Origin of the sequence: Pseudomonas sp. YL2 (assembly GCF_023063025.1) — a bacterium.
Classification (GTDB): Bacteria; Pseudomonadota; Gammaproteobacteria; order Pseudomonadales; family Pseudomonadaceae; genus Aquipseudomonas; species Aquipseudomonas putida_A.
On the sequence record NZ_JAJSLU010000006.1, the window covers coordinates 39,042 to 46,338 of the forward strand.

At 60.0% G+C, this 7,297-nt stretch carries 9 protein-coding genes; all 9 read left to right on the top strand.

Features of this window, described 5'->3' with window-relative positions; all coding sequences use genetic code 11:
* The 9 genes from tmk to LVD08_RS11215 all read left to right on the top strand — a co-directional run bounded on the left by tmk (nucleotide 1) and on the right by LVD08_RS11215 (nucleotide 7,173).
* On the top strand, nucleotides 1–633 hold the full coding sequence (tmk, locus tag LVD08_RS11175) for a dTMP kinase (protein WP_139054895.1): 633 nt from the start codon (nucleotides 1–3) through the stop codon (nucleotides 631–633).
* Entirely contained in the window at nucleotides 626–1,609 is a 984-nt protein-coding gene (locus LVD08_RS11180; protein ID WP_247268148.1) for a DNA polymerase III subunit delta', read from the top strand. Before tmk ends, LVD08_RS11180 begins: the two co-directional genes overlap by 8 nt.
* A gap of 42 nt (nucleotides 1,610–1,651) precedes the next feature.
* Nucleotides 1,652–2,008: a PilZ domain-containing protein gene (locus tag LVD08_RS11185; protein WP_027612362.1), complete on the top strand. Its 357-nt coding sequence runs from the start codon at nucleotides 1,652–1,654 to the stop codon at nucleotides 2,006–2,008.
* A gap of 15 nt (nucleotides 2,009–2,023) precedes the next feature.
* Nucleotides 2,024–2,815, top strand: coding sequence for a TatD family hydrolase (locus LVD08_RS11190; RefSeq protein WP_103369216.1), 792 nt, complete (start codon nucleotides 2,024–2,026; stop codon nucleotides 2,813–2,815).
* 352 nt (nucleotides 2,816–3,167) lie between these two features.
* Nucleotides 3,168–3,806, top strand: a complete 639-nt coding sequence (locus LVD08_RS11195) for a TetR/AcrR family transcriptional regulator (RefSeq protein WP_007950805.1) — start codon at nucleotides 3,168–3,170, stop codon at nucleotides 3,804–3,806.
* A gap of 137 nt (nucleotides 3,807–3,943) precedes the next feature.
* Nucleotides 3,944–4,912, top strand: coding sequence for a GTP 3',8-cyclase MoaA (locus LVD08_RS11200; RefSeq protein WP_098965014.1), 969 nt, complete (start codon nucleotides 3,944–3,946; stop codon nucleotides 4,910–4,912).
* 169 nt (nucleotides 4,913–5,081) lie between these two features.
* A complete protein-coding gene (locus LVD08_RS11205) occupies nucleotides 5,082–5,687 on the top strand; it encodes a DUF4823 domain-containing protein (RefSeq protein WP_007950810.1) in 606 nt (201 codons plus the stop codon).
* A 15-nt stretch (nucleotides 5,688–5,702) separates the two neighbouring features.
* Complete coding sequence (locus tag LVD08_RS11210) at nucleotides 5,703–6,263, top strand: DUF1285 domain-containing protein (RefSeq protein ID WP_027612365.1); 561 nt, start codon at nucleotides 5,703–5,705, stop codon at nucleotides 6,261–6,263.
* A 193-nt stretch (nucleotides 6,264–6,456) separates the two neighbouring features.
* Nucleotides 6,457–7,173: a FadR/GntR family transcriptional regulator gene (locus LVD08_RS11215; RefSeq protein WP_103369845.1), complete on the top strand. Its 717-nt coding sequence runs from the start codon at nucleotides 6,457–6,459 to the stop codon at nucleotides 7,171–7,173.
* Nucleotides 7,174–7,297: the final 124 nt, after the last annotated feature.

Consider the following 7,297-nt stretch of genomic DNA (forward strand, 5'->3'; position numbering starts at 1 on the left):
GTGACTGGCTTGTTTATTACCCTGGAAGGCCCGGAAGGCGCCGGCAAGAGCACCAACCGCGAATACCTCGCCGAGCGCCTGCGCGCCGAAGGTGTCGAAGTAGTGCTGACCCGCGAACCCGGGGGTACGCCACTCGCCGAGCGCATTCGCGATGTGCTGCTGGCCCCGGCCGATGAAGTCATGAACCCCGATACCGAGCTGTTGCTGGTGTTCGCCGCGCGCGCCCAGCATCTGGCCGAAGTGATCCGTCCGGCGCTGGCTCGCGGCGCGGTGGTGCTATGCGATCGTTTCACCGACTCGACTTACGCCTATCAGGGCGGCGGTCGTGGTTTGTCGCTGGAGCGCATTGCTGCGCTGGAGACGTTCGTTCAGGGCGACCTGCGTCCGGATCTGACGCTGATTTTCGATCTGCCGGTGGAAATCGGCCTGGCCCGCGCCAGTGCCCGTGGTCGGCTGGATCGCTTTGAACTGGAAGGCCGGGCGTTTTTCGAAGCGGTACGCAATGCGTTTCTGCAACGCGCCGAGGCTGATCCGGCGCGCTATGTGCGCATCGATGCCGGTCAGTCATTGGTCAAGGTTCAGCAAGCGCTGGATACCTTGATTCCGAACTTGCTGGAGCTGATTCGTGGCTGAGGCCTATCCATGGCAGGACAGCCTCTGGCAGCAACTGGCCGGACGTAGCCAGCACGCCCACGCGTACTTGCTGCACGGCCCGGCCGGGATCGGCAAGCGCGCGTTGGCCGAGCGCCTGATGGCCAGCCTGCTCTGTCAGCGTCCTACGCCGGAAGCGTGCGGTGAGTGCAAATCCTGCCTGTTGCTCAAGGCCGGCAGCCATCCGGACAATTACATCCTTGAGCCGGAAGAAGCCGACAAGGCGATCAAGGTCGACCAGGTCCGCGATCTGGTCAGTTTCGTGGTGCAGACCGCGCAGCTGGGCGGGCGCAAGGTGGTGCTGATCGAGCCGGTGGAATCGATGAACATCAACGCCGCCAACGCCTTGCTCAAGAGCCTCGAAGAGCCGTCCGGCGATACCGTGCTGTTGCTGGTCAGCCACCAGCCGAGCCGTTTGCTGCCGACAATCAAGAGCCGCTGCGTGCAGCAGGCATGTCCGCTGCCGGGCGAGGCCATGAGCCTGCAGTGGCTGGCGCAAGCGCTGCCGGAGTGTTCCGAAGAGGAACGCGTCGAATTGCTGACGCTAGCGGCTGGTTCGCCGTTGGCGGCAGTCAGCCTGCAGTCCCAGGGCGTGCGTGAACAGCGGGCGCAGGTGGTCGAAGGGGTGAAGAAGCTGCTCAAGCAGCAGCAATCGCCGACGCAACTGGCCGAAGAGTGGAAAAGCATTCCGATGCTGCGTCTGTTTGACTGGTTCTGCGACTGGTCGAGCCTGATCTTGCGCTATCAGCTGACCCAGGATGAATCCGGTCTCGGTCTGAGCGACATGCGCAAAGTCGTGCAGTACCTGGCGCAGAAAAGCGCCCAGGGCAAAGTCCTCGATATTCAGGACTGGATTCTCGCCCAGCGGCAGAAAGTCCTGAGCAAAGCCAACCTCAACCCGGCACTGCTGCTGGAAGCGTTGTTGGTGCAATGGGCGGGATTGCCTGGTCAAAGATAAGAATGTGTACCTAGACTCTGAACATCAGCAGTGGAGGTCAACATGAATGAAGCCATCAGCCCCGGGCCGCGCAACGGCATCCTGTCCCTGACGATCAAGGACAAATCGGTGCTTTACGCCGCCTACATGCCGTTCATCAAGAACGGTGGCCTGTTCATCCCGACCAATAAGAGCTACAAGTTGGGCGACGAGGTGTTCATGCTGCTGAACCTGATGGACGAGGCGGAGAAGATTCCGGTGGCCGGCAAGGTCGCCTGGATCACCCCCAAAGGTGCTCAGGGCAACCGCGCAGCCGGCGTCGGCGTGCAATTCAATGAAGGCGACAACACCGCCCGCAGTCGCATCGAAACCCATCTGGCCGGAGCACTGAAATCCGACCGTCCCACTCATACGATGTAAGTAGCCGTCTTTTTTATGCTCGTAGATTCCCATTGTCACCTTGATCGCCTCGACCTCGCCGCCCATGACGGTTCGCTGGATGCTGCACTCGATGCGGCTCGCCAGCGCGGGGTAGGTCACTTCCTGTGTATCGGCGTGAGTGCCGATAACGCCGCCGACGTCAAAGCCCTCGCCGAGCGCTACGACGACGTCGATTGCTCGGTTGGTGTGCACCCATTGGATGTGCAACCGGGCGCGGCGCCTGCACTTGACTGGCTGCTGCACGAACTCAATCACCCGAAAGTGGTGGCGATCGGTGAAACCGGTCTGGATTATCACTACGAACCGGAAGCCGCCGAGCTGCAGCAGGCATCCTTCCGCCTGCACCTGCAAGCCGCACAGCAGACTGGTAAGCCGGTGATCATCCACACCCGCGGCGCCCGTGCCGATACCCTTGAGCTGCTGCGAGAAGCGGCGTTGCCCCAGGCCGGTGTGCTGCATTGCTTCACCGAAGACTGGGACATGGCCAAAGCCGCGCTGGACATGGGCTACTACATTTCCCTGTCGGGCATCGTCACCTTCCGCAATGCCGACGCCCTGCGTGATGTGGCGAGCAAGGTGCCGGCCGATCGCTTGCTGGTGGAGACCGACTCGCCGTATCTGGCGCCGATCCCGTATCGCGGCAAACCGAACCTGCCGCAGTACGTGCGCGAGGTGGCGGAGTTTCTGGCGATGCTGCGTGGGGAGAGCTACGAGCGGTTTGCCGAGCAGACGACCGAGAACTTCAAGCGCCTGTTTCCGCTGGCCTCTGTCAAATCTGCCATGTAGGTCACCGCCAAATCGCAGGCAAAAAAAACCCGGGTTCTGGGGGGTGAATCCGGGTTAAGACCATTAGGAGTAAAACAAAGGCACGCGGTCCCTTGGTACCTTTACCGGCACGGCACTTGGGGGAGATGCCGCCCGACAGTTCAAGTATTGATCAGTCTGGCGTTCAGTCCAGTTAGCCGGTCGGGGTTTTTAAACAAATTTGGAATACGTGCGCTTCAGTTGAGTTCTCATTGCACCCCTGGCGTTCGCAAAATGAACAAGAAACGCAGATATGGTCGGATGATCCGTGCATTTTTGTGCAAGTTAGGCATAATACGCGGCTTCGAATTTTGACCCCTACAGACCTTTTCTTATGCACAAAGAACCTCGTAAGGTCCGTGAGTTTCGTCGCCGCGAGCAAGAAATTCTCGATACCGCGCTCAAGCTGTTCCTCGAACAAGGTGAAGACAGCGTCACCGTCGAGATGATTGCTGATGCCGTGGGTATCGGCAAAGGCACGATCTACAAGCATTTCAAATCCAAGGCCGAGATCTATCTGCGCCTGATGCTCGATTACGAGCGTGATTTGAATGAGTTGCTGCATTCGGCCGATGTCGACAAGGACAAGGAAGCGCTGTCCCGTGCCTACTTCGAATTCCGCATGCGCGACCCGCAGCGCTACCGCCTGTTCGACCGTCTCGAAGAGAAGGTGGTAAAAGGCAATCAGGTGCCGGAAATGGTCGAGGAGTTGCACAAGATCCGTGCCTCGAACTTCGAACGCCTGACCTTGCTCATCAAGGGCCGGATCAGCGAAGGCAAGCTCGAAGACGTGCCGCCTTACTTCCACTACTGCGCGTCCTGGGCGCTGGTGCACGGCGCGGTGGCGCTGTATCACTCGCCGTTCTGGAGCAATGTTCTGGAAGATCAGGAAGGTTTCTTCCAGTTCCTGATGGACATCGGCGTGCGCATGGGCAACAAGCGCAAGCGCGACCCGGAAACACCGAGCAGCTGAATCATTCAGCGGCCTTATTGCGCCATGATTTCGCTACATGACGCAGTACCGCAGGAATATACTCAGGCATAGGGCTTGCTAAAACTTGATTTGTGAGTCAAGTTTTAGCGGCTCGAAATTCTATCGCCGGAGTGATCATGATCGTTGACCGTCAAGGCAGGCGTTTTCGCAATTTGCGCATCAGCCTGACTTCAGCCTGCAATTACGCCTGTACCTACTGCGTGCCCAACGGCAAGCGGTTGGTGGCTGCGCAGGATGAACTGTCGGCCGAGGCCATGGCCCGCGGCGTGGCTTATCTGATCGAAGCCGCCGGCATCGAGCGCTTGCGCATCACCGGTGGCGAGCCGCTGGTCAGCCCCAAACTCGAATCTTTCATGAGCGCCGTCGGCAAGATGGGCCTGGAAGACATCAGCCTGACCACCAACGGTCAACTCCTGGCGAAAAAACTTCCGCTACTGGTGGATGCCGGCCTGCGCCGGATCAACGTTTCTCTCGATACCCTGGACGCCGGCGCGTTCCGCAGTATCGCCCGTGGCGGCGATCTGGCGACCGTGCTCGATGGCATGGACCAGGCGAAAGCGGCGGGACTGAAGATCAAGGTCAACATGGTGCCGTTGCGTGGGCAGAACCTGGATCAGGTGATGCCGCTGCTCGATTACTGCCTGGAACGGGGCTATGAGTTGCGTTTCATCGAGTTGATGCGCATGGGCCACCTCGCCACCGACTCCAACGCCTTCCTGCAACAGTTCGTCAGCCTGCAGCAACTGCTGAGCCTGATCGGCGAGCGCTACGAGTACGCCCAGGCAGATGCGCCGGTGGATGCCACGGCCGTGCGCTATGCGATACCGGGCCGCGGCCATTTCGGCGTGATCGCCAACGAAAGCGTGCCGTTCTGCCGCACCTGTTCGCGCTTGCGTCTGTCGTCGACCGGTTGGCTGCATGGCTGCCTGTCGTCGAGCAACCGCCACTATGTCGGTGATCTGCTCGACAAGCCTCGCCATCAGGCGTTGCCGGCGTTGCAGCGTCTGTTGGTCAAGGCGTTGGGCGACAAGCAGGAAGTGGCGTTCTCCGGTGGTGCGACCGTCATGAAGATTATCGGCGGCTGATCCCTCTTTTTCGCGAGCAGGCTCGCTCCCACTGGGTTTTGCGCAATCCTGTGGGAGCGAGTCTGCTCGCGAAAGCGATTCATCATTCGACGAAGATCCTGAGCTGGCGCAAAAGCTGCATCCAACGGCCATTCGCCGGTTTTCCGTCACCGGCTTTTGGAGGATGAGGATGCGTAGCCTGGTTTTGCTGCTGGCCGTTTTGGCGCTTGGCGGCTGTATGACTGTCAGCGATATGGCCGAAGGCACTCGCTATCAGATGAGCGACGCGGGGCTGCTGGATCACAGCGACAGCCGTCGGGTGAACAACTTCCGCATTCAGCCGGACTCGTTCATCTACATCGCCCAAGGTTCATTCGCACCGCCGGGTGGCTCCTACCCACGGCCGAACGTGGTGGCTGAAGAAGCGTTCAAGGGCTTTGTCGAATACTTCCCGATGGTCCGCCGCGCCCGTGCCCCGGAAGGTCTTGACCAAGCGATGGGCGAAGCCCGCGATGCCGGCGCGCATTACCTGCTGTACACCCGCTTCGCCAAGGCTGACGACCGCATCGGCAACTCTGACGAATGGCTCGATCAGGAAGCCGTGGATCGCCTCGGCATCGATGGCGGGGTGATTCAGATCATGTTGATCGAGACCAGCACCCAGTATTTGATTGATACTGCACGGATCAAGAGTCGTGGCGGTTTACTGACGTTCCACGATAACAAGCCGGAAGACCTGATCGGCCCGCCGCTGGCGCAATACGCGCGCAGCCTGCTGGGAGTCGGCGACCAATAAACCAAGGAGTACGCCATGAGTGGACCGCAAAAAGCCAATGACCTGTTGGGACAGATCCCCAAAACCAAAGGCCTGCCGCCGGTGCACTTGTGGAACCCGGACTTCTGCGGCGACATCGATATGCGCATCGCCCGCGACGGCACCTGGTATTACCTGGGCACGCCGATCGGGCGCAAGCCGATGGTCAAGCTGTTCTCCACCATCATCCGCCGCGACGGCGATGATTACTTCCTGATTACCCCGGTCGAAAAGGTCGGGATCAAAGTCGACGATGCGCCGTTCGTGGCGATTGCCGTGGAAGCCGAAGGCGAGGGCGAAGCGCAGGTCCTGCGTTTCACTACCAACGTTGAAGAGACTGCTGAGGCCGGGCCGGAACATCCGATCCGCGTCGAGATCGACCCAATAACCCAGGAACCTGCGCCTTACGTGCATGTGCGCACCAACCTCGAAGCGCTGATTCACCGCAATGTGTTTTACCAACTGGTGGAACTGGCGGTCAGTCGTGAGATCGATGGGCAGCGCTGGTTGGGTGTGTGGAGTGGCGGCGAGTTCTTCCGGATCGGCCTCGAACCTTAAACACAATCCCCCTGTAGGAGTGAGCCTGCTCGCGATAGCGGTGTGTCAGTCACCAGCAACATTGACTGATCCAACGCTATCGCGAGCAGGCTCACTCCTACAGGGGGATTGTGTTTCATTAGAAAATCCCGATTGACTGTTAATCATATGATCATTAGCGTGAACACCCATCGCCAACTGCTTTGAGGTGTCCATGTCCAGCAGCTTTCATGCATCAACGGTCGATTGGCTGGGCAGCTGGATTGCCGCTGGCCAGGTCAAACCGGGGCAGGCGATCAAGGTCGAGGCGGATCTGGGCGAGCAGTTGGGTGTCAGCCGCACGGTGATTCGCGAAGCGATCAAGACTCTGGTCGCCAAAGGCATGCTCGAAGTCGGGCCTAAGGTTGGCACTCGCGTGTTACCGGTACGGCGCTGGAACCTGTTCGATCCGCAAGTCGTCGGCTGGCTCTCACGCAACGGCCTGCCGGAAAACTTTGTTGATGACCTGCTCGACTTGCGCCGCACCATCGAACCGATGGCCGTGCGCTGGGCCTGCGAGCGCGCCAGCCTGGAGCAGATTCACGCGGTGCAACTGGCCTACAACGCGCTGGAACGGGCGGTCGACAGCGGCGTTGATTACAACCGTGCCGACCAGTCCTTCCACGAATGCATTCTGGCGGCCAGCCACAACCAGTTCATCGAGCAAATGGTCCCGGCCCTCGGCGCCTTGCTCGCCGTGTCGTTTGAAGTCTCCGCTGCCGACCCCGATGAACTGCGTCGCACCTTGCCGATCCACAAAGACATGGCCGACGCCATTGCTGCCCGTGATTCAGCACGCGGGGTCTGGGCCTGCATGACCTTGATCGACAACGCCGACCTGGCGATCAAACGCTTTTACCCGCAGGTGATGGCCGACAAAAAAGCCAGTTGAAAACACAAATCCCCCTGTAGGAGTGAGCCCGCTCGCGGTGGGGGGGGGTGAGGCACGAACGTTGGGACGGGCCCACCAGTTTCGCGGGCAAGGTGCCTCCCGCGCGCAAGAAAACAACAATAAG